This is a genomic window from Kluyvera sp. CRP (assembly GCF_019930565.1).
Classification (GTDB): domain Bacteria; phylum Pseudomonadota; class Gammaproteobacteria; order Enterobacterales; family Enterobacteriaceae; genus Kluyvera; species Kluyvera georgiana_A.
On sequence record NZ_CP082841.1, the window covers coordinates 3,366,622 to 3,389,437 of the forward strand.

The 22,816-nt window shown below is 56.2% G+C and carries 23 protein-coding genes; 9 read left to right on the plus strand and 14 right to left on the minus strand.

The genetic code is table 11. The annotated features are described in order from the left end of the window. The first annotated feature begins 8 nt into the window (after positions 1-8). Positions 9-1,118 carry a glycoside hydrolase family 88 protein gene (locus K7B04_RS15910; RefSeq protein WP_223802473.1) on the plus strand — a complete coding sequence of 370 codons (1,110 nt, stop codon included), beginning with the start codon at positions 9-11 and terminating at the stop codon, positions 1,116-1,118. 20 nt (positions 1,119-1,138) lie between these two features. Here the strand turns inward: K7B04_RS15910 and K7B04_RS15915 are convergent, their stop codons facing one another. Then, positions 1,139-1,987 carry a helix-turn-helix domain-containing protein gene (locus K7B04_RS15915; protein ID WP_167576052.1) on the minus strand — a complete coding sequence of 283 codons (849 nt, stop codon included), beginning with the start codon at positions 1,985-1,987 and terminating at the stop codon, positions 1,139-1,141. A gap of 196 nt (positions 1,988-2,183) precedes the next feature. Here K7B04_RS15915 and K7B04_RS15920 point away from each other — a divergent pair, with 196 nt between their 5' ends. From K7B04_RS15920 to K7B04_RS15930, 3 genes are read left to right on the plus strand one after another with little or no spacing between them, the layout of a single operon-like run. Then, positions 2,184-3,074, plus strand: a complete 891-nt coding sequence (locus tag K7B04_RS15920; protein ID WP_163448919.1) for a sugar ABC transporter permease — start codon at positions 2,184-2,186, stop codon at positions 3,072-3,074. Next, positions 3,067-3,969 (plus strand): carbohydrate ABC transporter permease, encoded by a 903-nt coding sequence (locus K7B04_RS15925; protein WP_163448920.1) that lies wholly within the window; start codon positions 3,067-3,069, stop codon positions 3,967-3,969. The genes K7B04_RS15920 and K7B04_RS15925 overlap by 8 nt, the downstream gene beginning before the upstream one ends. Before the next feature lie 11 nt (positions 3,970-3,980). After that, positions 3,981-5,108 carry an ABC transporter ATP-binding protein gene (locus tag K7B04_RS15930; RefSeq protein ID WP_163448921.1) on the plus strand — a complete coding sequence of 376 codons (1,128 nt, stop codon included), beginning with the start codon at positions 3,981-3,983 and terminating at the stop codon, positions 5,106-5,108. A gap of 44 nt (positions 5,109-5,152) precedes the next feature. On the opposite strand, the gene ribA is transcribed toward K7B04_RS15930, so the two are convergent. Next, positions 5,153-5,743: a GTP cyclohydrolase II gene (ribA, locus tag K7B04_RS15935; RefSeq protein ID WP_035896308.1), complete on the minus strand. Its 591-nt coding sequence runs from the start codon at positions 5,741-5,743 to the stop codon at positions 5,153-5,155. Positions 5,744-5,910: 167 nt separating this feature from the next. Here ribA and pgpB point away from each other — a divergent pair, with 167 nt between their 5' ends. The 5 genes from pgpB to yciH all read left to right on the plus strand — a co-directional run bounded on the left by pgpB (position 5,911) and on the right by yciH (position 9,501). Then, positions 5,911-6,636, plus strand: coding sequence for a phosphatidylglycerophosphatase B (gene pgpB, locus K7B04_RS15940; protein ID WP_167576051.1), 726 nt, complete (start codon positions 5,911-5,913; stop codon positions 6,634-6,636). A 169-nt stretch (positions 6,637-6,805) separates the two neighbouring features. Then, positions 6,806-7,114, plus strand: coding sequence for a LapA family protein (locus K7B04_RS15945; protein ID WP_163448923.1), 309 nt, complete (start codon positions 6,806-6,808; stop codon positions 7,112-7,114). A 6-nt stretch (positions 7,115-7,120) separates the two neighbouring features. Next, entirely contained in the window at positions 7,121-8,290 is a 1,170-nt protein-coding gene (lapB, locus tag K7B04_RS15950) for a lipopolysaccharide assembly protein LapB (protein WP_163448924.1), read from the plus strand. A gap of 150 nt (positions 8,291-8,440) precedes the next feature. Beyond that, positions 8,441-9,175 carry an orotidine-5'-phosphate decarboxylase gene (gene pyrF / locus K7B04_RS15955; protein WP_223802474.1) on the plus strand — a complete coding sequence of 245 codons (735 nt, stop codon included), beginning with the start codon at positions 8,441-8,443 and terminating at the stop codon, positions 9,173-9,175. Beyond that, the gene (gene yciH / locus K7B04_RS15960) at positions 9,175-9,501 is read left to right on the plus strand and encodes a stress response translation initiation inhibitor YciH (RefSeq protein ID WP_163448926.1); all 327 of its coding nucleotides are present in this window, start codon (positions 9,175-9,177) and stop codon (positions 9,499-9,501) included. Before pyrF ends, yciH begins: the two co-directional genes overlap by 1 nt. A gap of 84 nt (positions 9,502-9,585) precedes the next feature. Here the strand turns inward: yciH and osmB are convergent, their stop codons facing one another. The 12 genes from osmB to sapA all read right to left on the minus strand — a co-directional run bounded on the left by osmB (position 9,586) and on the right by sapA (position 22,816). Continuing rightward, positions 9,586-9,804 carry an osmotically-inducible lipoprotein OsmB gene (gene osmB, locus K7B04_RS15965; protein ID WP_064545993.1) on the minus strand — a complete coding sequence of 73 codons (219 nt, stop codon included), beginning with the start codon at positions 9,802-9,804 and terminating at the stop codon, positions 9,586-9,588. Positions 9,805-10,080: 276 nt separating this feature from the next. Next, positions 10,081-10,830, minus strand: a complete 750-nt coding sequence (locus K7B04_RS15970) for a DNA-binding transcriptional regulator YciT (protein ID WP_163448927.1) — start codon at positions 10,828-10,830, stop codon at positions 10,081-10,083. Between the two features lie 72 nt (positions 10,831-10,902). Further along, on the minus strand, positions 10,903-11,085 hold the full coding sequence (locus K7B04_RS15975; protein WP_163448928.1) for a hypothetical protein: 183 nt from the start codon (positions 11,083-11,085) through the stop codon (positions 10,903-10,905). Between the two features lie 81 nt (positions 11,086-11,166). After that, positions 11,167-13,152: a cyclic di-GMP phosphodiesterase gene (pdeR, locus tag K7B04_RS15980; protein WP_223802475.1), complete on the minus strand. Its 1,986-nt coding sequence runs from the start codon at positions 13,150-13,152 to the stop codon at positions 11,167-11,169. Positions 13,153-13,287: 135 nt separating this feature from the next. Then, positions 13,288-15,222: an exoribonuclease II gene (locus K7B04_RS15985; RefSeq protein ID WP_223802476.1), complete on the minus strand. Its 1,935-nt coding sequence runs from the start codon at positions 15,220-15,222 to the stop codon at positions 13,288-13,290. Positions 15,223-15,302: 80 nt separating this feature from the next. Further along, on the minus strand, positions 15,303-16,460 hold the full coding sequence (locus K7B04_RS15990) for a CMD domain-containing protein (RefSeq protein ID WP_223802477.1): 1,158 nt from the start codon (positions 16,458-16,460) through the stop codon (positions 15,303-15,305). A gap of 244 nt (positions 16,461-16,704) precedes the next feature. Then, a complete protein-coding gene (fabI, locus tag K7B04_RS15995; RefSeq protein WP_223802478.1) occupies positions 16,705-17,490 on the minus strand; it encodes an enoyl-ACP reductase FabI in 786 nt (261 codons plus the stop codon). A gap of 37 nt (positions 17,491-17,527) precedes the next feature. Beyond that, the gene (sapF, locus tag K7B04_RS16000; protein WP_064545963.1) at positions 17,528-18,334 is read right to left on the minus strand and encodes a putrescine export ABC transporter ATP-binding protein SapF; all 807 of its coding nucleotides are present in this window, start codon (positions 18,332-18,334) and stop codon (positions 17,528-17,530) included. 1 nt (position 18,335) lies between these two features. Then, positions 18,336-19,328, minus strand: a complete 993-nt coding sequence (gene sapD / locus K7B04_RS16005) for a putrescine export ABC transporter ATP-binding protein SapD (RefSeq protein WP_163448933.1) — start codon at positions 19,326-19,328, stop codon at positions 18,336-18,338. Next, the gene (sapC, locus tag K7B04_RS16010; RefSeq protein ID WP_064545959.1) at positions 19,328-20,218 is read right to left on the minus strand and encodes a putrescine export ABC transporter permease SapC; all 891 of its coding nucleotides are present in this window, start codon (positions 20,216-20,218) and stop codon (positions 19,328-19,330) included. Before sapC ends, sapD begins: the two co-directional genes overlap by 1 nt. Then, positions 20,205-21,170, minus strand: coding sequence for a putrescine export ABC transporter permease SapB (sapB, locus tag K7B04_RS16015; RefSeq protein WP_064545958.1), 966 nt, complete (start codon positions 21,168-21,170; stop codon positions 20,205-20,207). Before sapB ends, sapC begins: the two co-directional genes overlap by 14 nt. Then, the gene (sapA, locus tag K7B04_RS16020) at positions 21,167-22,816 is read right to left on the minus strand and encodes an ABC transporter substrate-binding protein SapA (RefSeq protein ID WP_064545956.1); all 1,650 of its coding nucleotides are present in this window, start codon (positions 22,814-22,816) and stop codon (positions 21,167-21,169) included. The genes sapB and sapA overlap by 4 nt, the downstream gene beginning before the upstream one ends.

Below are 22,816 nucleotides of genomic sequence, written 5' to 3' on the forward strand. Positions count from 1 at the left end.
AGGTTTTCATGGACAGAGAGCAACTGCAGTTTAGCGCGGAACAGACGGTGCAGATGACGGAAAAGCTGATTGACGCGCTGGTGAATATTCGTGATGAGAACGGCGCATTTCTCATGACGCTGGCGGATGGACGGGTGGTCGATACCAAAGGGTGGGGCGGCTGGGAATGGACTCACGGCATCGGTCTGTATGGCCTGTGGCAATACTGGCTGCAGACGCGTAACCCGCGCTGGATGGCAATCATCGAACAGTGGTTTACCGACCGTTTTCGCGAAGGCACGCCGACGAAAAACGTCAATACTATGGCGCCAATGCTGACGCTCGCCGCGTTGTATGAAGAGACGGGCCACTCGCCATGGCGGCGTTACATCGACATCTGGGCCAACTGGGTGATGCATGACATGCCGCGTACCGAGCTGGGTGGCCTGCAGCATATGACCTTCAATTTCGCGCATCACCAGCAACTATGGGACGATACGCTGATGATGAGCGTGATGCCGTTGGCGAAGGCCGGGCTGGTGCTCAATCGTCCACAGTGGGTGGACGAGGCTAAGCGTCAGTTCCTGCTGCATTCGCAGTACCTGTGTGATGCGCCGACCGGGCTGTGGTATCACGGCTGGAACTTTGAGGGGCGCCATCACTATGCTAAGGCGCTCTGGGGGCGCGGCAACAGCTGGGTGACGGTGTCCATCCCGGACTTTATCGAGATGCTCGACCTGCCGGAAGGCGACCCGGTGCGCGAGTTCTTGCTGGGCCAGCTAACGCGTCAGGTAGCGGCTCTGGCGCAGCGGCAGGATAGAGACAGTGGGTTATGGCACACGCTGCTGGATGACCCGAACTCTTATCTGGAGTCGTCGGCTTCGGCGGGTTTTGCGTATGGCATTCTGAAAGCGGTACGTCTGCGCTATATCGATAAACGTTTTCTCGCGACGGGGATTGCCGCAGCGGAAGGCGTGATGCGGCAGATTAACCCGCAGGGTGAACTGGCAAATGTTTCTTTCGGTACAGGGATGGGTAAGGATCTTGACTACTATCGCAATATTGAACGTACCACCATGCCTTATGGGCAGGCGATGGCGATGCTGGCGTTGATCGAGTATCAGAACCTGTTTATCTGAACCATGAACGGCGCTCCGGTCTATGACTGGAGCGCGCTGCGGTGGCTGATCAGCGGGAAGAGACCATATTTGCGCACCGTGCGCGGCGGTATGCCGAAGAAAAGCTTAAAACGATGGGAAAAGTAGTTACTGTCGTTAAAACCGCACAGATAGGCGATATCGGTAATAGATTGCTCGGAGGTAACCAACAAATTCATCGCATGACACAAACGCACGTGAGTAATGTAGTCATTTGGCGTCAGGGCGGTAATCGATTGGACTTTACGTTCCAGCATGCGTTTCTGAATATTAAATTTTTGTGCCAGATAATCGATGCTTAATTTGTCATTTGCATAATTGTGATGTAAGTAATTCAATAAATATATGATTGAATCTTCTTTTACGCAATTATCAGCCGCCTGGCTAATATGGCCGCGCTGCAAAAATATCGCCAGCTGAGTAAACAATGTTTCCAGCATGAGTGGTTGATGCGCCAAATTATGGCTTAATTCTTCATTTAATAGGTTGGTGTAAAATGTACTGTGCACAATGGTCTGGTGGGTGGCCATAAACTGTTTTTCAGGCGCAAAGTCAGCAAGCAGCGTCAGCAGCGTGTCAGTGAGAAAGGCGGGGCGGATCAAAATATTGAGCAGGGAAAGTTTTTCCACTTTCTCAAAATAGTGCTCTTCATGAGGCGCCACCACGAACACCGAACCACGACTGATGGGCCAGGAGATACCGTCAATGACGTGCATGCCGCTTCCTGAGGAGACGCAGACCATTTCGTAAAAGTCATGGGCGTGCAGCGGGCAGATGTCCTGGTCAGCGATGTGCTTGATCATCAATGACGCGTTATCCGGTGAATAGGTTGCGTGCCGACGTAGTGCCATGGCAATAGCCTTCATGGAAGTTGAGATTATTTCTCGACTATAGGATTTTATTACAAAGAAATGAAATGTTTTTTCATTAATTTGCGAGAGTTCACAGCTAATTTTTATTAGCTAATATTGAATGTGATAAAGATCACTGCCTCGTCCATCGCGACGATGCGCGATACAGTACGTCTTTATTATATTAGAGGAATCTATGAACGAGAATAAGTTATTAGGTCTGGCATGGATATCACCCTACATAATCGGGTTGCTGGTGTTTACCGCCTTCCCGTTTATATCGTCATTTTTATTAAGTTTTACCCAGTATGATTTGATGAGTCCTCCGCAATTTACCGGCATCGAAAACTATCGGTATATGCTGACGGAAGACTCACTGTTCTGGAAATCGATGGCGGTGACCTTTGTCTACGTTTTTTTGACCATTCCGGTGAAGCTAGCGTTTGCGCTGGGTATTGCCTTTGTGCTCAATTTTAAACTGCGGGGCATCGGTTTTTTCCGCACCGCGTACTACATCCCGTCGATTCTCGGCAGTTCGGTGGCTATCGCGGTGCTGTGGCGCGCGCTGTTCGCCATCGACGGCCTGTTTAACAGCATGCTGGGCGTGATTGGAGTCGATCCGATCAACTGGCTGGGCGAACCGTCGCTGGCGCTGATTTCGGTCACGCTGCTGCGCGTGTGGCAGTTTGGCTCGGCGATGGTTATCTTCCTCGCGGCGCTGCAAAACGTACCGCAATCGCAGTACGAAGCGGCGATGATCGACGGCGCGACGAAGTGGCAAATGTTCCTCAAGGTGACCGTGCCGTTAATTACGCCCGTCATTTTCTTCAACTTTATCATGCAGACCAGCGGGACCTTCCAGGAGTTCACTGGCCCGTATGTGATCACCGGCGGCGGCCCAACCTACTACACCTACTTGTTCTCGCTCTACATCTACGATACCGCTTTCAAATACTTTGATATGGGCTACGGCGCAGCGCTGGCGTGGGTGCTGTTCCTGGTGGTAGCCGTCTTTGCGGCGATTGCCTTTAAGTCTTCGAAATACTGGGTGTTCTACTCTGCCGATAAGGGAGGCAAAAATGGCTGAGTTGCAATCCGTTTTATCTACCAAAGAGGAAGCTGCGCGCGAAGTAGCCCGTACGCTGCGCCGTGAAAAAATCAGCCGGACCGTGCGTTACGTTATTTTGCTGGTCGTGGGGCTGATGATGCTTTACCCGCTGGCGTGGATGTTCTCGGCATCGTTCAAACCGAACCACGAAATCTTCACCACGCTGAATCTTTGGCCGTCGCACGCCACCTGGGACGGCTTTATTAACGGCTGGAAAACCGGTACCGAGTACAATTTCGGTCACTACATGATCAATACCTTTAAGTATGTGATCCCGAAAGTCATTCTGACCATCATTTCCTCCACCGTCGTCGCCTATGGTTTTGCCCGCTTCGAGATCCCGTGGAAGAAGTTCTGGTTTGCTACGTTGATTGCCACCATGCTGCTACCAAGCACCGTACTGCTGATCCCGCAATATCTGATGTTCCGCGAAATGGGCATGCTGAACAGCTATCTGCCGCTGTACCTGCCAACCGCTTTCGCCACGCAAGGGTTCTTCGTCTTTATGCTGATTCAGTTCCTGCGCGGCGTACCGCGCGATATGGAAGAGGCGGCGCAGATCGACGGCTGCAACTCGTGGCAGGTGCTGTGGTACGTGGTGGTGCCAATTCTGAAACCGGCGATTATCTCCGTCGCCCTGTTCCAGTTCATGTGGTCGATGAACGACTTTATCGGCCCGCTGATCTACGTCTATAGCGTTGATAAGTACCCAATTGCACTGGCACTGAAAATGTCCATCGACGTCACCGAAGGGGCGCCGTGGAACGAAATTCTGGCAATGGCGAGCATCTCCATTCTGCCCTCCATCATTGTGTTCTTCCTGGCGCAGCGCTACTTCGTCCAGGGTGTGTCCAGCAGCGGAATTAAAGGCTAAGAGGAAATATCATGGCTGAAGTGATTTTTAACAAACTGGAAAAAGTGTACTCCAACGGCTTCAAAGCGGTACATGGTATCGACCTTTCAATCGCAGAAGGGGAGTTTATGGTTATCGTCGGTCCGTCCGGCTGCGCCAAATCCACCACTCTGCGTATGCTGGCTGGCCTGGAAACCATCAGCGGCGGCGAAGTGCGCATCGGTGAGAAGATCGTCAACAACCTCGCGCCGAAAGAGCGTGGGATTGCGATGGTGTTCCAGAACTACGCGCTGTACCCGCACATGACCGTGCGTGAGAACCTGGCGTTTGGCCTGAAGCTGAGCAAAATGCCGAAAGATCAGATCGACGCCCAGGTGAACGAAGCGGCGAAAATCCTCGAGCTGGAAGAACTGCTGGACCGTCTGCCGCGTCAGCTCTCCGGTGGTCAGGCACAGCGTGTGGCCGTAGGCCGCGCGATTGTGAAAAAGCCGGACGTGTTCCTGTTCGATGAACCGCTATCTAACCTGGACGCCAAGCTGCGTGCCTCCATGCGTATCCGTATTTCCGACCTGCACAAGCAGCTGAAGAAATCCGGCAAGCCGGCAACCACCGTTTACGTTACCCACGATCAGACCGAAGCGATGACCATGGGCGACCGTATCTGCGTGATGAAGCTTGGCCACATCATGCAGGTAGATACCCCGGACAACCTATACCATTATCCGCAAAATATGTTTGTGGCTGGCTTTATCGGCGCGCCGGAAATGAACATCAAACCGGCGAAAATCGTCATAAAAGACGACGGTCTGCACATTACTGTGGGTCATGACACACTGCCTCTGAGCGCCCAGCAGCAGAGTAAAGTGGCAAACTACGTTGATAAAGACGTCTTTTTCGGCATTCGCCCGGAATATGTTACCGTCTCCACTCAGCCGTTTGCTCAGGGCTGTGGACGCGGGACGCTGATTCGCGCGGAAAATATGGGGCACGAATTCTTCCTCTATCTACAGGTAGGCGAATTTGAGATGACGGCGCGCATGCCCTCGGACGAGGCTAAAGGCATTCTCGACGCTGGACTGCATAGCCAGGTATGGTTCCGTTTTGAGATGGAGAAGTGTCACATCTTTGATGCGCAGAGCGAGCAGAATATCTCGCTGTAAGGCAGGAAAAGGTTGCCGTTTTAAAGCAAACGGCAACCACGGCATTACTTACTCAGCAAATGCCCCATTTTCGCCGCTTTGGTGTCGAGATAGTGGGCATTTTTCGGGTTACGCCCAACAATCAGCGGCACACGTTCCACAATATTGATGCCCGCTTCGGTCAGAATCTCGACTTTTTTCGGGTTGTTGGTCAGCAGACGCACCGCGTCGACGCCCAGCAGTTTGAACATATCGGCACACAGGGTGAAGTCACGTTCGTCGGCGGCAAAACCGAGCTGGTGGTTGGCCTCCACGGTATCGTAGCCCTGATCCTGCAGTGCGTAGGCGCGAATTTTATTCAGCAAGCCAATGTTACGGCCTTCCTGACGATGATAAAGCAGAATCCCACGGCCTTCTTCCGCAATGTGCGACAGCGCTGCCTCAAGCTGGAAACCACAATCACAGCGCAGGCTAAACAGCGCGTCGCCGGTTAAACATTCCGAGTGTACCCGCGACAGCACCGGCGTTTGCCCGGTAATATCACCAAAAACCAGTGCGACGTGATCGTGCCCGGTTGCCAGTTCTTCAAAGCCCACCATCAGGAAATCGCCCCAGGGGGTTGGCAGTTTGGCTTCTGCCACACGTTTAAGCTGCATGTGATTCTCCAGATTATGTTAGCGTCAGCGACGCCTTCTGTTTTCCTTATTTTGCCACAACGTGCTTTACTTCACCTAATCGTGCGCGGGTGACCGCCGGTAAAGCGCACAAAATTGAACATTTATGAGGTTTTCGCGCGGTAACCTCGTTGAAAAAAGGAAGAAAAATGTCGACCATCGCCCGACGAACGCTTATTGGCGCCATCCTGCTTTTACTGATGCCATTGACGGTCTGGCTCTCCGGCTGGCAGTGGCTGCCGGGGCCGAGCGGCTGGTGGCTGCAGGCGCTGTATGCGGTGACGGAAACGGTCACCCAGCCGTGGGGAATTATCACTCATCTACTGCTGTGTGCGCTGTTTCTCTGGGCGCTGAGGCCACGCCTTCGTGGGGCAATCATCCTGGCGATCATTCTCAGCGCGGCGGTGCTTCTGGGGCAGGGCGCAAAATCGCTGGTTAAAGGGGTGGTACAAGAGCCGCGACCGTTTGTTATCTGGCTGGAAAAAACACAGCAAATTCCGGTCGAGCAGTTCTACACTTTAAAGCGGGGCGAACGTTCGGCACTGGTGAAAGAACAGCTGGCACAACAGCATGATATACCGGGTTTTTTGCGTCATCACTGGCAAAAAGAGACCGGTTTTGCCTTTCCGTCCGGGCACACCATGTTTGCCGCAACCTGGGCACTGCTGGCGGTTGGGTTGCTGTGGTCGCGTCGTCGGGCGTTGGCGGTGGCATTCCTGATGGCCTGGGCGGTCACGGTGATGGGCAGTCGCCTGCTGTTGGGAATGCACTGGCCGCTGGACCTGATGATGGCAACGGTCATGTCGTGGCTGCTGGCGACGCTCGCCAGCTGGCTGGCGGTGCGGTACTGTGGACCGTGGAAAAAAGAGACATAAAAACAGGGCGCGATACGATGAAAAGGGGAAAAGGGTTGATTTCCCGCACGCTAACCCACAGATCTAAGGCTTGCGGAACGCTTTTCCATTTCGTCGTCGCGGTGAAGATGTTATTTTATAAGGCTAGGTGCTGTGTCGACACTGCAGAAGCCGCATAACGGGAAGTAATGTGAAATACCTACTCATTTTTTTATTGGTGTTAGCGATTTTCGTCATCTCAGTGACGCTGGGTGCGCAAAACGATCAGCTTGTGACCTTCAATTATCTGTTGGCACAGGGTGAATTCCGAATTTCAACGCTGCTGGCGGTGCTGTTTGCCGTGGGCTTCGCCATTGGCTGGCTGGTCTGCGGCCTGTTCTGGCTGCGCGTGCGCGTTTCGCTGCTGCGTGCCGAACGTAAAATCAAACGTCTGGAACATCAACTTGCCCCTGAGACGGCCACTACGGTAGCGCCGGAAGTTCCGGCGGCGAAGGAATAATCATCTATGCTGGAGTTGTTGTTTCTGCTTTTACCCGTCGCCGCCGCCTACGGTTGGTATATGGGCCGCAGAAGTGCGCAACAGTCCAAACAGGACGAAGCGAACCGCTTGTCACGTGATTACGTGGCAGGGGTGAACTTTCTTTTAAGCAACCAGCAGGATAAAGCGGTTGACCTGTTCCTCGATATGCTCAAAGAGGACACCGGTACCGTGGAAGCGCACCTGACCCTGGGCAATTTGTTCCGCTCGCGCGGCGAGGTTGACCGGGCTATCCGCATTCACCAGACGCTGATGGAAAGCGCCTCTCTCACTTACGACCAGCGCCTGTTGGCGGTACAACAGCTTGGCCGCGACTATATGGCCGCCGGGCTGTACGATCGGGCGGAAGACATGTTCAACCAGCTGGTCGACGAAACCGATTTTCGTATCAGCGCGCTTCAGCAGCTTCTGCAAATCTATCAGGCGACCAGCGACTGGCAGAAGGCGATTGATACCGCCGAACGCCTGGTGAAGCTGGGTAAAGATAAGCATCGTGGCGAAATCGCGCATTTCTGGTGCGAACTGGCGCTTCAGCAGATGGGTAACGACGAGCTGGATAAAGCCATGTCGCTGCTCAAACGCGGTGCGGCGGCGGACCCTTCCAGCGCTCGCGTCTCTATTATGATGGGGCGAGCGTGGATGGCGAAAGGTGATTACGCCAAAGCGATGGACAGCCTGCTACGGGTGATTGACCAGGATAAAGAGCTGGTCAGCGAAACGCTGGAAATGCTGCAAACCTGCTATCAACAGTTGGGTAAAGAGAAGGAGTGGGAACATTTTCTTCAGCGCTGTGTGGAAGAAAACACCGGTGCGACGGCAGAATTGATGCTGGCGCAGGTGGTTGAGCAGAGCAAAGGTGGCGACGCGGCGCAAACCTACGTCACGCGCCAGCTCCAGCGTCATCCCACGATGCGCGTGTTCCACAAACTGATGGACTACCATCTCAACGAAGCGGAAGAAGGGCGCGCGAAAGAGAGCCTGATGGTGCTGCGCGATATGGTCGGCGAACAGGTGCGCAGCAAACCGCGCTACCGCTGTCAGAAATGTGGTTTTACGGCCTATACGCTGTACTGGCACTGCCCGTCGTGCCGCGCGTGGTCGACCATTAAACCGATTCGCGGACTTGATGGTCAGTAATTTATAAAAAACTATCCACTTAGTTACAACATCCTTTAATTTCCCCAACCGTTGCCGCCTCTGCCATTGTGCCTGCGGGGTCACGCAGGTAGAATGCTGCCCGTTTACCTTTTCTGCACCGCGCGTGCCCATCAACAAGAAGGTCCAGTCATGTCCGTTGCTTCATCTTCTTCTCGTATTACCACATCTTCTCCCGTTGTTGTCGCCCTCGACTATGATAATCGTGACAAGGCGTTGGCCTTCGTTGACCGTATCGACCCGCGCGATTGCCGCCTGAAAGTCGGCAAAGAGATGTTTACGCTGTTTGGCCCGCAGCTGGTGCGTGATTTACAGCAGCGCGGTTTTGATCTCTTCCTGGACCTGAAATTCCACGATATTCCAAACACAACGGCGCACGCGGTTGCGGCAGCGGCCGATCTCGGCGTGTGGATGGTAAACGTGCATGCCTCCGGCGGCGCGCGGATGATGACCGCCGCGCGTGAAGCGCTGGTGCCCTTTGGTAACGACGCGCCGCTGCTGATTGCGGTCACCGTGCTGACCAGCATGGAATCCAGCGATTTGCAGGATCTGGGCATTACCCTGGCGCCGGCGGATTACGCGGCGAAGCTGGCGGCATTGACCAAAAACTGCGGCCTGGATGGCGTCGTTTGCTCGGCACAGGAAGCGGTTTGCTTCAAGCAGGAGCTGGGGCAGGCGTTCAAACTGGTGACGCCGGGGATTCGTCCGGCGGGCAGCGCGGCGGGCGATCAGCGCCGTATCATGACGCCGGAGCAGGCGCTGGCGGCGGGCGTTGACTATATGGTTATTGGCCGTCCGGTGACTCAGTCTGCCGATCCGGCGCAGACGCTGCGCGACATTAATGCATCATTAAATCTGGGGGCGTAATGAGCGATTCTAACAGCCGTCTGGTTTATTCCACGGAAACTGGGCGTATTGACGAACCTAAAGCCGTTGCGGAGCGCCCCAGGGGGGATGGCATCGTACGCATTCAACGTCAAACCAGCGGGCGTAAAGGAAAGGGCGTATGCCTGATTACCGGGATTGACCTGGATGACGACGCGCTGGCGAAACTGGCGGCTGAGCTGAAGAAAAAATGCGGCTGCGGCGGCGCGCTGAAAGATGGCGTGATTGAAATTCAGGGCGACAAACGCGACCTGCTGAAAACGCTGCTGGAAGCAAAAGGTATGAAGGTGAAGCTGGCAGGCGGTTAAGGCGTCCTCCAGGTCAGATTGCCAAACGACCAATGAAAAGGGCCCCGAACATTGTCGGGGCCCTGATAATCTTTCTGAATTAGCTTATTTACCAACCTGGTGGCCGATGATCCCACCGACCGCCGCACCGCCCAGAGTACCCAGCGCGCTACCGTCGGTTAACACAGCGCCACCGATGGCACCTGCACCGGCGCCCAGCGCGGTATTACGATCGCGTTTGGACCAGTTAGAACATGCGCTCAGCGACATGACCAGCGTTACTGCTACCATCGCGGCAGCCATTTTCTTGCTCATTGAAGTCATTTTATTTCTCCTGAATATTCTATTCACGGAAGAGCACCTTAAGTATAGCCATTGCCAGAGGTTTCTCCTGTGAAGCTTGTTGCGCAGGTTGTAAATTTTATTGCTAAAAGTCACGTAAGTGATAGTTACTTCCTGTTATATCGCTAACATTAATTTTACGATTTTGTGATGTCGCTGACAGGTAAAAAGTCTTAATTCCGGGGTCGGAAAACTCTCATAGCGAGGCGGGAAGGGGAAACAAGAAACCCGATGCGGCGACACACCGGGTTGGGTCAATCAGGGACGTGGCACAATATTCACAGTCAAACCGGACTGCTCAAGCTGTAGCTGCTTTTCCGTTGCCAGATTATCGTCAGTAATCACCCGGCTGAACTGGTTCATCGGCCCCAGTGCATACGGATGAATGGCGCCGAATTTCGAGCTGTCACTCAGGACAATCGCTTCGCTACCTTTCTCCAGGACCGCGTTGACGATATCTGCGCGCATCATGTCGCGGCCGGTAAACCCGGTTTCCGGCTGCCAGCCGTCGATACCGATAAATGCTTTGCTGAAGTGTACCTGCTGAATGTACTGACGCGTCAGCGGGCCAACCATGCTTTCACTTTTCTTCTGATAAATGCCGCCCAGCAGAATCACTTCTCCCGGCGTCTCTTTCAGCAGATGGGCGATATAGCTGCTGACGGTGATAATGGTGATGTCTGGTTGCGTCGCCAGCGCACGCGCCAGCAGGGCATTGCTACTGCCGTTTTCGATAAACACCGTTTCGCCGGGCTGCACCAACGAAGCGGCAAACTCGGCCAGCTCGCGCTTGAGAGCGAAGTTGTTCATCATGCGCGTTTCAACGTCTTCGCTATCCAGCGGGACCGCGTAACCATGAGTACGTCGCAAATAGCTCTGTTTCTCCAGCAGATTCAGATCCTGACGAATTGTCACTTCCGAAACGCCGGTCATTTTTGCCAGGTCGGCAACGCTCATGCGGCCTTTATCGATGACCAGTTGTAAAATTGTTTGCTGTCGGGCATTCATAATAAATCGATCAATTTCTCTACGCGAAGGCGGCTGTCAGGCTGAGCACCGCTGTTCGCTGGGCAAAGGACGTCAGATTTCCCACGGGGATTTAGGCTGACCTGTTCTGTTGTCGCGTTCGTCCGCGGCGTGAGCCAGCAGTTCTGCTTTTAATATTTCCAGATTGTTGATGGCGGAGTGGGTGTCACCGCCGACCAGAATATCCAATACGGTATCAATACGTTGGGCTACCTGACGCGCATCGAGCTCGGACATGGTGGGATCCTGTTGATAAATTCGATTGAAATCAATGATGCAAAATTTACAGACAAAAGAGAAGTGAAAAAAAGGCTTACCTTATAACCCCTGACGCGCCTCCAGCCAGCGTTCCAGTTCGGCAGCGGGCATAGGGCGGGCAAAATAGTAGCCTTGCCGCTCGTCAACGCCATTTTGCACCAGGAATGCGTCGTCGTCAGCATCCTCCACCCCTTCGGCAATAATGCGCAAATTAAGCGCACGGGCGACGGCAATAATCGCCAGCGCCAGCGACTGGGAAACCGACTGTTTATGCACATGATGCACAAAACTATGGTCCAGCTTGATAGTATCTATGGGGAAACGCGCCAACTGCGACAGCGACGAATAGCCGGTACCGAAATCGTCGAGGTGAATCTGCGCGCCGAGCGAGCGAAACTGTTGAATGACCTCCAGAGCCTGGTCAGCATTATCTATCAGGCAGCTTTCGGTCAGCTCAATATCTATCGGGCATTCAGAAAAGTGTTGAGCCTTAAGCGCCTGTTTAAGGTCGCTAAAAATGGATTGATCGACCAACTGGCGCGCCGAAACGTTGACGGCCACGCGCAGATGAATACCGCGGTCTCGCCAGTAAGCCAACTGACGAATGGCTTCAAGCATGACCCAGCGCCCCAGCGGCACAATCAGCCCGGATTCTTCGGCGTAAGAGATAAAGTCGAGCGGCGGAATTAGCCCGCGCTCCGGCGAATTCCAGCGTACCAGCGCTTCCAGACTCTGGATTTCGCCGTTTAGCGCCACTTTGGGCTGATAATGGATGACCAGTTGATCGCTTTGCAGCGCTTTGCGCAGGTTAGTATCCAGCCACAGATATTCGAACACTCGTTGATTCATTTCGGGGGAAAAGACGCTGAAGCGTCCGCGGCCTTTTTCTTTCGCGGTGTACATCGCGGTGTCGGCATTGCGAATCAGGCTCTCACGGTCTTCCCCGTGCTGCGGTGCGAGCGAAATGCCGAGTGAACAGCCGCTGTAGACCTCAATCAGGCCGATACGAAAAGGATCGCGTAGGCGGGTCAGCACCCGTGACGCCATCGCCTCCAGCGCGCATTGCGAGGTATTCACCGCCAGGACGATAAACTCGTCGCCACCGAGCCGCGCCAGCGTCTGGCCGTCTTCCAGACAGCTTAAAATCGACAGCGCGACAGACTGCAACAGCTGGTCGCCAAAGACGTGGCCGTAGGCATCATTCACCTTCTTGAAGTTGTCGAGGTCGAAATAGACAAGACCCACCTGATGGTCGCCCTGACGGTTATCCATCGCGCGGCCAATCAGTTCATTGATCGCGTGCCGATTGGGCAGGCCAGTAATGGTGTCAGTATTGGCCAGCACCCGCAGGCGTTCCTGGGCTTTGCGTTCCTCGGTAATATCGGTTCCGGAACAGATGAGAAAGATCTCGTTTTTGCCGCTGCCGCTGTGCACAAAGCGGTTGCGAAATAAAAACAGGCGTGAGCCTTTACGCGTTTTGATCCAGCGCTCAACTTCATACGGCCCGCCGTTGGTAAAAAAACGGCTGACGTTTTCCCGCGCCGCTGCGGCTTCCGGGGCCGACATAAACAATTCGAACGCCGTTTTGCCGATGACGTCCTGTTCTTTGAGGCCGGTATACTCTTCGCATAAGCGGTTGAAGCGCTGAATTTTGCCTTCTCTGTCGAGAATGACGATCACGGCGTTGGCTTCCGAAACCACCTGTTCGGCAAACAGCAGGCCTTGTAACAGATCGCGGGCGACGGAAGAGGTATCAAACCAGGAAGAGGCGGTACCGGCCCATTCGGTACCACTGACCTTGCGGCCAATTAAATGCAGAGGGACGTCGTAGCCGTTAAGCTGAATATTCAGGGCGATGCTGGACGTGGTGACGCTCATGGCGCGAATACGGCTGGCGTTTTCGTCACTTAACGGAACGGCAAAGTCGGCATTCGCATCGGGATCCGTCCCTAAAAGCAGCGTCGGTTCGGCACGCGACAAACGCCAGTAGAGGCTGGTTTCGCTGGAGTTTGGGTCGAGCAGATTTTGTGCCAGAGACTTGACCATACCTTCCTCTCGTCCATCTGCGTGCGGATGCCATGGTATTCAGTGTGAACGTTTTTCGGCTTTTTCGCTGAGAAAAAAGAGAGTCGGTGAGCAGTAGATAAAAAAACGGCCCCGAAAGGGGCCGTTTGGCGAAGATTACGCGGCTGGGCGGGCAATCACGCTGCGCGTCTCCATGCGGACTTCCGCGATGGTGACATCAATGACGTCGGTGACCTTATAGACCACTTCGCCTTTGATCTGCACGGTGCCGCTCTCCTGGCTGCAGACCAGCTCGTCACGCACGGCGTGCAGGAACGGCGCCGGAATAAAGGCGACCGCGCCGTTATCGACCAGGCGCACGCGCATACCGCCACGGCTGATATCGATAATCTCAGCGGCAAAGCGCGTCTCTGTACCTGCCATTGGGCTCAGGTAGCGCGCATACAGCCAGTCAGCGACGTCGCGTTCTGCCATGCGGTTCAGGCGACGGCGTTCGGCCATCTGCACGGTTATGTCATCCTGCGGACGTGAGGCGCTTTCACCTTTAATCACCGCCTTCAGCAGACGATGGTTAATCATATCGCCATACTTACGAATCGGTGAGGTCCAGGTGGCGTAGGCCTCAAGACCTAAACCAAAGTGCGGCCCCGGCTCGGTGCTGATTTCAGCGAATGACTGGAAGCGACGGATACGGCTGTCGAGGAAGCCAGATGGCTGTGCGTCCAGCTCGCGGCGTAGCTTGCAGAAACCGGCCAGCGTCAGCACCTCTTGCGGATCGACGTGCACATCATGCGTTTTCAGCAGGGCCGCCAACGCTTCAGTGTTATCCGGCGCGAACCCGGTGTGGACGTTATAAACGCCGAAACCGAGTTTATCGCGCAGCACGCGAGCAGCGCAGATGTTCGCAGCAATCATTGACTCTTCAACGATGCGGTTAGCAATGCGGCGCGGCTCGGCGACGATATCCAGCACTTCGCCTTTCTCCCCCAGTACGAAACGGTAATCCGGGCGGTCTTTAAACACCAGCGCGTGGGTTTGACGCCATTCGCTACGTGCCTGGCATACGCGCTGCAGCAGGGTAATCTGGCGTGCGATTGCTTCGCTCTGCGGCTGCCAGCTACCGGTGTTCTCCAGCCAGTTGGAGACGTCGTCGTACACCAGTTTGGCTTTCGACTCGATACTGGCGGCAAAGAACTCAATGTTGTCTTCGATGGTGCCATCGGCGGCCAGCGTCATGCGGCAGGCAAGCACCGGGCGCACCACGTTAGCGCGCAGCGAACAGAGGTCGTCAGACAGCTCGCGCGGCAGCATCGGAATGTTGAAGCCCGGCAAATAGTTGGTAAACGCGCGAATTTTCGCGGCGTTGTCCAGCTTGCTGCCTTCCACGATCCAGGCGGTAGGATCGGCGATGGCGACGGTCAGCAGCAGCTTGCCATCGGCGGCTTCTTCCACGTACAGCGCATCGTCCATATCTTCGGTGCTGGCGCTGTCGATGGTGACAAAATCCAGCGCGGTGAGATCGCGGCGCTCAAGGCCTTCGTCCTGCATCTCGGTGGCGACGCCGTTCGGCGCTTCTTTTTCCAGGTTGTGACGGGCGAGGGTAACCCACCATGGCACAAAGTGGTCGTCACCAAAGGTGATGAATTGGGTCAGCTCGGCGTAGAAGCTGCGATCGCCTTTCAGCGGATGACGGCGCATTTCAGCAACGGCCCAGTCACCCTCTTTAAAATCATGCGTTACGCCGCGTTCGGCGCGGCAAGGAATGGCGTCTTTCAACAGCGGATGGTCAGGCACGATAGACAGACGATCGTCCTTACGATGTACCTTGCCCACAAAGCGGGTCAGGAACGGCTCGACCAGTTCTTCCGGCTCTGCACTCTCTTTTTCGCGTTCAGAGTGGATCACCGCAATAATACGGTCGCCGTGCATCACTTTTTTCATCTGCGGCGGCGGAATAAAGTAGCTTTTCTGTGCGTCGACTTCGAGGAAACCGAAACCTTTTTCCGTGGCTTTGACGACCCCTTCCGCGCGGGGCGTTTGGGAATGGAGTTGCTGTTTTAGCTGCGCAAGCAGCGGGTTGTCCTGAAGCATATTGATCTATTTTCGTGGCCAAAAGAGCGGCTGTCATTTTTACGCGAATCCATAGGACGCAGCAAGCGCTGTTTCACCTTTTACGTAACTTGTTGTGCGGCTCCGAGCGCGATGTGCAGGCGATTTAACCAACCGTTCAATGCGCTCCAGGTGAGCAGGGTGATAGCGTCAGGCGTCGATAGCCCGTGCTCGATAAGCGGGTTCAGTTGCGCGGCGCTAAAGCGGTCCGGCGCGCGGGTCAGTAACTGTGTGGCCTGAGCGAGCGCGCGTTCGCAGGGGAAATGGTGGCTCCACGCCAGAATCGCCCGTTCACCGTTGCGTACCGCCTCGGGTAGGCCGCTGGCGCCCTGCCATAATCCGCTGTTGTAGTTGAAACAGCTCACGCTGCCGTTGATGCGCGCGGGAATGAGCGCCGACAGCGGCAGCAGCGGATGCGTAAACGTCAGGGCATCCAGGAGTTCGCCGAACCCGGCCAACAGCGTCTCCTCGTGCGCCAGCACCGGCGCTAGCGCGTGCAGTTCTGGCAGATTTTGCCAGCGGGAGAGCGCTTCACCCTGCGGGGTGTTGGCCTGGTGGGCTTCGATAACCTCCAGATCGGTGTGCCACTGCGCGCTTTCATTATTAAAGCGATCGGCGTCTGAATCCTCCTGCACCGGCATGCCGGGGATCCAGCGCACCGGAAAGCCCAGATGCGCCTGGAAGAGGGCGACGACGCGGGCCTGGAAGCCGACAAAGCCCACAATCTGATTAATCAGAATGATGTCGTGCAGCGTGAGCCCTACGCCGTCCAGTTGCTGGCGCGCACGCGGAGTGATGATGGACGGCGAGCTGGCAAGCTGACGTGCGTATTCGGTCATTTGCGCCAGCCTACGGTTACTTTCTCGCGATGAGTCAGGCCCCTGTAGAGGGGCGAGACGCGCGGCATAGTGGTTACACAGCCGCTGAACGCCGGAAACCTGCGCCACGGTCAGGGCGGTACTCAGGCGGTCGTAATCGCTGAACGTGCGCAGACGATTCACCGGAACGGTATCCGGGAACAGTAAATTAGCCAGCTTACGGCCAGCGTTCAGCCAGCGCTGATTGGCATTAAGTAGCGCATCAGGCAGGACGAGGTCGAGTAAAAAACGGTCGTCAACGTGCGCAGCTTCAGGAACCAGCGGCATCACGTCGCTGTGTTGGGTTCTCGACTGGGTTTCGTGATACCAGTGGTTTTTGCCGGAAACGCGGCGTGGCTCCATGGGAGTTCCTTGATCTGAAGGTGGCGAGCCAGCAGCGTCGAAGGAGATGTTGCCGGATCGTTATGGATAAATATCCTGGCGCATGCGTGACGAGGGAGAAAATATTGTTCGGCGATAATTAATAACTGACTGGAATAACAAAGGCGGGAGGGGGCTGTAAGCCGGATAAGGCGTTTACGCCGCCATCCGGCAATATGCGCCAATTTGCCTGATGGCGCTGCGCTAATCTGGCCTGGAATCGGGGCTACAGATCCAGCTCGTTCATTGCCGCAATGCTGAAGCCGCCGTCAACGTGCAGCACTTCACCGGAAACACCGGCGGCCAGGTTTGAGCACAGGAAGGCGGCGGAATTACCAACATCTTCAATGGTCACGGTACGACGGATCGGCGTAACCGCTTCGCAATGGGCGAGCATTTTTCGGAAATCCTTTATACCGGAGGCGGCCAGCGTACGAATCGGGCCCGCGGAGATGGCATTGACGCGAACCCCCTCCGGCCCCATGGCGTTAGCCATATAGCGGACGTTAGCTTCCAGCGACGCTTTCGCCAGGCCCATCACGTTGTAGTTGGGGATGGCGCGCTCTGCGCCGAGGTAGGAAAGCGTCAGCAGGGCTGAACCGGGGTTCAGCATCCCACGGCAGGCTTTCGCCATCGCCACGAAGCTGTATGAGCTGATGTCGTGGGCGATTTTAAAGCCTTCACGGGTGACCGCGTTGACGTAGTCGCCGTCGAGCTGGTCGGCGGGAGCAAAGCCAATCGAGTGAACGAAACCGTCAAACTGTGGCCATGTTTTTACCAGCTCGCTGAACAGCGCTTCAATGCTCGCGTCTTCCGCCACGTCGCACGGCAGCACAATGTGCGAGTCCAGCGAGGCGGCGAAATCTTCCACGCGGCCTTTCAGTTTGTCGTTCTGATACGTGAACGCCAGTTCGGCCCCTTCGCGGTGCATCGCCTGGGCAATGCCGTAGGCGATGGACAGTTTGCTGGCGACACCGGTAATCAGGATACGTTTGCCGGAAAGAAAACCCATAGCGTAATCATCCTTCTCTTGATGGTGATTGCGGCGATCAGCGGTCTTTACGCCAGGCATCGGCGGTCAGCGCCTCGCCAAAGTGACCGGCAATCAGCCGCTTGGTTAAGTCGTGCAGCGGGGAGGCCAGCACGTCGGCGGTGCTGCCGCGCTCGACCACTTCCCCCTGGTGCATCACCAGCACCTGGTCGCTGATGTGCTTCATCATGCCCAAATGCTGAGTCACGTAAATATACGAGATACCCTGTTTTTCCTGCAGTTCGAGCATCAGGTTTACCAGTTGCGAACGCATCGACATATCGAGCGAGGCCAACGCTTCATCGCAGATAATGACCTTCGGGCGCAAAATCAGCGCACGCGCCAGGCCCAGACGCTGTTTCTGCCCCGGTGCCAGCATGTGCGGATAGTAGCTGACGTGGTCCGGCAACAGGCCGACCAGGCGCAGGGTATCGATAATCTGCTGACGTCGCGCCTCGGGTTCAAGGTCGGTGTTCAGACGCAGCGGGAAATCAAGGATTTGCGAAATGCGCTGACGTGGGTTCAGCGAGGTGCTCGGATCCTGGAAAATCATGCGAATGCGCTGGCTACGGAATGAGTAGTCGCCGAACTCCAGCGGATGATCGTCAATCAGCAGTTCGCCGGTGGTCGGTTCCACCATCCCGGCCAGCATTTTGGCCAGCGTCGACTTGCCCGAACCGTTCTCGCCGATAATCGCCAGCGTTTGCTTTTCACGCAGGGTAAAGCTCAGCGGCTTCACCGCCTGTAGCGTCTGGCGATGGAACCAGCCGGTGCGGTAGCGGAAGGTTTTGCTCAGGTTGCGCACTTCAAGCAGCGTTTCGACCATGTCACTCTTTCTCCATATTCAGCGGGAAATGACAGGCGAACAGGTGGTTCTTCGCTCCCGTCAGACGCGGGGTTTCAATACATTTGCGCTGCGCGTACGGGCAACGTGGCCCCAGACGGCAGCCCATCGGCAGCTGTTCCAGCAGGGGAATGGCGCCGGAAAGGGTATTCAGGCGACTTTTATGCGGCATTGAGCGGCCAAAGTCCGGAATCGCGCGGATCAGCGCCTGGGTATACGGGTGATGAGGGATGGTCACCAGCTCTTCGCTCGGCGCGGTCTCTACCGTTTGCCCGCAGTACATCACGTTGATCTTATCCGCCCAGTGGGTCAGCATCTGCAAATCATGAGAAATCAGCAGGATGGTGGTGTTGTTATTCTGATTGAGGCCGGTTAACAAACGGAAGATCTGCGCCTGGGTGGTCGGTTCCATGGCGTTGGTTGGCTCATCGGCAATCAGCAGGCGCGGCTGGTTAGCCAACGCGATGGCAATCATGACCTTCTGGCATTCGCCTTCCGTCAGCTCATACGGGAAGCTGCGCATCGCATCTTTGTGATCCTTGATACCGACGCGGTGCAGCAGCTCGATCGCGCGACGTTTGCGCCAGCCAAAACGCTGCCACCAGTGGCCCTTGAAGGTCCAGCCGGGGATGTTTTGCATCAGCTGCAGGCCCACGCGTTCAGAAGGATCCAGACAAGACTGCGGTTCCTGGAAAATCATGGAGACGTTGTGGCCGACCAGTTTTCGCCGCTCGCGGTTGGACAGGCGCAGCAGGTCGATATCGTCAAAACGCATACGGTCGGCGGTGACGCGCCAGTTATCTTTGGTGACGCCGCAAATCGCTTTGGCGATCAGGCTCTTGCCTGAACCAGATTCTCCCACCAGGCCGCGAATTTCGCCTTCGGCCAGCGTCATGCTGACGCGGTCAACGGCTTTCACCCAGCCTTCGTTGGTTTTAAATTCGATGGTTAAATTGCGAATATCAAGTAACGGCATTACTCCACCCCCGCGTTAATGGCGCGGCGAATACCGTCGCCCAGCAGGTTGACCAGCAGCACGCTAATCATGATTGCCGCGCCCGGCAGCATTACCGTCCACGGCGCCACGTAGATAAGCTCCAGTGCATCGCCGAGCATCGCGCCCCATTCCGGTGACGGTAGCTGCGCGCCAAGATCGAGGAAGCCCAGCGCGGCGATATCAAGGATCGCCATCGATAGCGCGCGGGTAATTTCGGTGACCAGCCCGGCAGCAATGTTCGGCAGAATGGCAAACCACAGAATATTGAGCGTGGTGGCGCCGTCGAGGCGGGCGGCGATGACATAATCACGCTCCAGCTCGTCGTGTACCATGCTGTAGATTGAACGCACCATGCGCGGCAGCAGGGCCAGCCAGACGGCAAACATCGCGTGGCTGAGATGCGGCCCGGCAAAAGCGACGACGATAATCGCCAGCAGCAGCGACGGAATTGACAGCAGCGTGTCGAGAATATGGTTCAGCACCGCCGAACGCAGCCCACGGGTTGATCCCGCAAATGCGCCCAGCACCAGCCCGAAGGCGGTGGCGGCGAGGGTGACAACAAACGCGCCGCCGACAGTGGGCGCGGCACCGCTAAGCAGGCGGCTCAGCACATCACGCCCCAGATCGTCGGTACCGAGAAAGAAAGAGACTTCGCCGTAGCGCGACCATGACGGCGGCAAAAGCTGATAGCCGAGGAACTGCTGATCGATACCGTAGGGCGCAAACCAGCCGCCCAGAATGCACACGACCGCCAGCCCGGCGCAGCCGTACAGGCCGATCATCGCCGTGGTGTCGCCATAGAACTTGCGCCACACGGTGCGCAGCGCACCCGGCGGGCGTTTCTCGAGGTAGACGCTATCGTAAGGCATACCATTCCTTATGTTTCAACGGGTTAGCCATAGCACCCAAAATATCGGATATCACGTTCACAATGATCACCAGCGCGCCAATCACCATCACTCCGGCGGAGATCGCCGCATAGTCCTGCTGGCGAATGGCATTAATCATCCAGCGTCCCAGCCCCGGCCAGCTAAAGACCATTTCGGTGATCATCGCCAGGGTCAGCATGGTGGAGAACTGCAGCCCCAGACGTGGGATCACCGGCGGCAGCGCGTTGTGCAGCACATGGCGACGCAGAATGGTCAGACGCGAAACGCCGCGCGTGGCCGCTGCCTTCACGTAGTTGGTATCGTAGACCGCAATGGTGCTGATACGCATCAGGCGCACCACTTCGGTGGTGGGCGCGACGGCCAGCGTTAACACCGGCAGCACCATATGGCGCACAGCGCTCATAATCATTTCATGCCGCCACGGCGAGTCGGAGAGCCAGGCATCAATCAGCGCGAAGCCGGTGACGCTTTTCACTTCATACAGCAGATCGAAGCGCCCGGAAACCGGCAGCCAGCCCAGCGTCAGCGAGAAGAAGAGGGTCAGTAACAGCGCCAGCCAGAAAATCGGAATCGAGAAGCCGAGCAGGGCGAAGAAGCTGATCACTTTATCCTGCCATTTATTGCGGGTGATGCCCGCCAGCATGCCAACGGGAATGCCTATCAGCAGCGCAAAGCCAAACGCCAGAATGCACAGCTCCATGGTCGCCGGAAACACTTCGCGCAGCTGTTCGGAAATCGGCTGGCCGTTAATGCTCGATACGCCAAAATCCCAGTGCATGACGCCGTCAAACCAGAAGGCCCAGGCGTTCCACAGCGACGCGCCCTGTAACGGCGCGTGCGGCGTAAAATAGCTCAGGCTGAAGCCGACAAAGGTCAGGAAAAAGAGGGTAACCAGCAGCAATAACAGGCGACGAAGGGTGAAAATAATCATGGTTTTTGCACCTTCTCTTCTTTTTCCCGCGACACGCCGGCGAATGAGGTGTTGCCAAACGGACTCAGCACCAGCCCTTTAATATCGTAACGATAGGCCTGCAGGCGTAGCGAAGACGCCAGCGGCAGCACCGGCAGCTCGCGCGCCAGAATTTGCTGGGCTTCATCGTAGGCGTCAATGCGTGAGGCCAGCTGCTGCGAGTCCAGCGCTTTGCGCAGCACATTGTCAAACTCACGGTTACACCAGTGGGCGAAGTTGGTCTGCGAGGTAATGGCCGCGCAGCTCAGCAGCGGACGGAAGAAGCTGTCCGGATCGTTACTGTCCGTGGCCCAGCCGGAGAGCGTCAGGTCATGGTTCATGTCCATCAGCCGTGCTTCCTGGAAGCGGCCTTCTACCGGTACGATAATCACCTTCACCCCAATCTGCGCCATGTCCGCCTGAATGAGCTCGGCGGTTTTCAGCGGGCTTGGGTTCCACGCCTGAGAGCTGGTTGGCACCCACAGGCGCAGCGTCAACTTATCCAGCCCCAATGCCTGTAAACGTCGACGCGCTTCTTTCGGGTTGTATTCGGTAATTTTAGCCTCGTTATCGTAAGCCCAGGAGGCGCGAGGTAAAATAGAGGCCGCGGTTTCTGCGGTGCCGTAATAAATGGACTGCATTAAACGCTGATTATTAATCGCCAGCGACAGCGCGTGGCGCACTTCCGGATTATTTAGCGGCGGCTTGTCGGTGTTGAAGGCCAGATAGGCGATGTTCATCCCCGGGCGCAGCGTCAGGCGCAGGCGCGGGTCGTCGCGCAGAATGGTGAGCTGGCTGGCGGCAGGCCAGGCCAGCACGTCACACTCGCCGGTCAGCAGCTTGGACAGCCTGCCGGTGCCACCGGAACCCAAATCGACCACCACCTGCGGCATCAGCGGCGTGCCGCGCCAGAAGGCGGAATGGCGCTGCAGGCGAATATACTGCCCCGCGCGGTACTCGTCGAGCTGGAACGGCCCGGTTCCCACCGGCTGGCGGTCGAGCTGTTCCTGACGATCCTGTTTAGTGAGCTGATTAGCGTATTCCGCCGACATCACCGATGCGTAGTGGGTCGCCAGATGCCAGAGGAACGAGGCGTCCGGACGATTGAGGCGAAACTCTACCGTGTGGCTATCAAGTTTGCGCACGCTCTTCACGCTGTCGGCGAACTGCAGGCTGTCAAAATAGGGGAACGCGCCGCCGTTGACGTTATGCCACGGATGCTGGCGATCGAAAATGCGCTCGAAGGTAAATACCACGTCGTCGGCGTTCAGCGCGCGCGACGGCTTAAACCAGCGGGTGGTTTGAAACTGTACGTTAGGGCGCAGGTGGAAGCGGTAGGTTGCGCCGTTATCCAGAACTTCCCAGCTTTCCGCCAGCTCAGGCACCAGACGATAGGTGTACGGGTCGACGTCCAGCAGGCGGTCGTAGAGCTGGGCGGCGAGAGTATCGACAATCAGCCCGCTACCGGCTTTTTGCGGGTTAAACGTGTTGACCTGCCCGCTGACGCAGTAGACAAAGCCGCTGTCGCGAATGTCGGCATGGGGTGGGGCGAGCGGCTGCGGCGCGGCCATCGCCTGGCTGCAGATTAACCCCAACGCTGCCAGGAAAGGTGACAAATTCAGGCGCAT

Excerpts from the sequence above, each read along its gene's own strand:
- K7B04_RS15910 (WP_223802473.1), top strand. The coding sequence starts at position 9 with ATGGACAGAGAGCAACTGCAGTTTAGCGCGGAACAGACGGTGCAGATG.
- K7B04_RS15915 (WP_167576052.1), bottom strand. The coding sequence starts at position 1,987 with ATGGCACTACGTCGGCACGCAACCTATTCACCGGATAACGCGTCATTG.
- K7B04_RS15920 (WP_163448919.1), top strand. The coding sequence starts at position 2,184 with ATGAACGAGAATAAGTTATTAGGTCTGGCATGGATATCACCCTACATA.
- K7B04_RS15925 (WP_163448920.1), top strand. The coding sequence starts at position 3,067 with ATGGCTGAGTTGCAATCCGTTTTATCTACCAAAGAGGAAGCTGCGCGC.
- K7B04_RS15930 (WP_163448921.1), top strand. The coding sequence starts at position 3,981 with ATGGCTGAAGTGATTTTTAACAAACTGGAAAAAGTGTACTCCAACGGC.
- ribA (WP_035896308.1), bottom strand. The coding sequence starts at position 5,743 with ATGCAGCTTAAACGTGTGGCAGAAGCCAAACTGCCAACCCCCTGGGGC.
- pgpB (WP_167576051.1), top strand. The coding sequence starts at position 5,911 with ATGTCGACCATCGCCCGACGAACGCTTATTGGCGCCATCCTGCTTTTA.
- lapB (WP_163448924.1), top strand. The coding sequence starts at position 7,121 with ATGCTGGAGTTGTTGTTTCTGCTTTTACCCGTCGCCGCCGCCTACGGT.
- pyrF (WP_223802474.1), top strand. The coding sequence starts at position 8,441 with ATGTCCGTTGCTTCATCTTCTTCTCGTATTACCACATCTTCTCCCGTT.
- yciH (WP_163448926.1), top strand. The coding sequence starts at position 9,175 with ATGAGCGATTCTAACAGCCGTCTGGTTTATTCCACGGAAACTGGGCGT.
- osmB (WP_064545993.1), bottom strand. The coding sequence starts at position 9,804 with ATGACTTCAATGAGCAAGAAAATGGCTGCCGCGATGGTAGCAGTAACG.
- K7B04_RS15970 (WP_163448927.1), bottom strand. The coding sequence starts at position 10,830 with ATGAATGCCCGACAGCAAACAATTTTACAACTGGTCATCGATAAAGGC.
- K7B04_RS15975 (WP_163448928.1), bottom strand. The coding sequence starts at position 11,085 with ATGTCCGAGCTCGATGCGCGTCAGGTAGCCCAACGTATTGATACCGTA.
- pdeR (WP_223802475.1), bottom strand. The coding sequence starts at position 13,152 with ATGGTCAAGTCTCTGGCACAAAATCTGCTCGACCCAAACTCCAGCGAA.
- K7B04_RS15985 (WP_223802476.1), bottom strand. The coding sequence starts at position 15,222 with ATGCTTCAGGACAACCCGCTGCTTGCGCAGCTAAAACAGCAACTCCAT.
- K7B04_RS15990 (WP_223802477.1), bottom strand. The coding sequence starts at position 16,460 with ATGGAGCCACGCCGCGTTTCCGGCAAAAACCACTGGTATCACGAAACC.
- fabI (WP_223802478.1), bottom strand. The coding sequence starts at position 17,490 with ATGGGTTTTCTTTCCGGCAAACGTATCCTGATTACCGGTGTCGCCAGC.
- sapF (WP_064545963.1), bottom strand. The coding sequence starts at position 18,334 with ATGGTCGAAACGCTGCTTGAAGTGCGCAACCTGAGCAAAACCTTCCGC.
- sapD (WP_163448933.1), bottom strand. The coding sequence starts at position 19,328 with ATGCCGTTACTTGATATTCGCAATTTAACCATCGAATTTAAAACCAAC.
- sapC (WP_064545959.1), bottom strand. The coding sequence starts at position 20,218 with ATGCCTTACGATAGCGTCTACCTCGAGAAACGCCCGCCGGGTGCGCTG.
- sapB (WP_064545958.1), bottom strand. The coding sequence starts at position 21,170 with ATGATTATTTTCACCCTTCGTCGCCTGTTATTGCTGCTGGTTACCCTC.
- sapA (WP_064545956.1), bottom strand. The coding sequence starts at position 22,816 with ATGCGCCTGAATTTGTCACCTTTCCTGGCAGCGTTGGGGTTAATCTGC.